Origin of the sequence: Xanthomonas sp. SHU 308, from assembly GCF_000364645.1 — a bacterium.
GTDB classification, from domain to species: domain Bacteria; phylum Pseudomonadota; class Gammaproteobacteria; order Xanthomonadales; family Xanthomonadaceae; genus Xanthomonas_A; species Xanthomonas_A sontii.
The window spans coordinates 1-381 of record NZ_AQOK01000461.1 but is presented as its reverse complement, the minus strand read 5'-3'; the positions used below and the strand labels follow the sequence as shown (position 1 = coordinate 381).

Genomic DNA, 381 nt, shown 5'->3' with positions numbered 1-381 from the left:
GCGGGGCGAGCCGGTGCGCGAGATGCAGACGTGGCCTTTGCGCTCGCCCGACTCCTGCAGGCACGGATTCAGGCCGGCGAAGGCGGTCACCGCCGAGGCATCGGCGAAGCGCCTCACATCGCCAAGCTCGGCCAGCATCAAGGCCGCGCTGGTGTCGGCAATCCCCTGGATGCTCACCAGCAGCTCGCGCTGCCCACGCAAGGTCGGATCCTGGTCGATATGGTCATCGATAGCCTGCTCGATCTGGGCGATGTGGTGTTGCAGATCGGCCAGATGGACCTGGATCGAGTCCTTCACTTGGGCCGGAGCGACCTCCAGCCGGTTGCGCTCCATCTGCAGCATCTGTTGCAGATCCTGGCGCCGGCGCACCAGCGCTTTGAG

1 protein-coding gene is annotated in these 381 nt (G+C 66.1%); it reads right to left on the bottom strand.

The window, feature by feature from the left end; translation table 11 throughout:
• On the bottom strand, positions 1-381 hold a 381-nt coding region (locus D588_RS0114515; RefSeq protein WP_017916497.1), incomplete at both ends, for a transposase.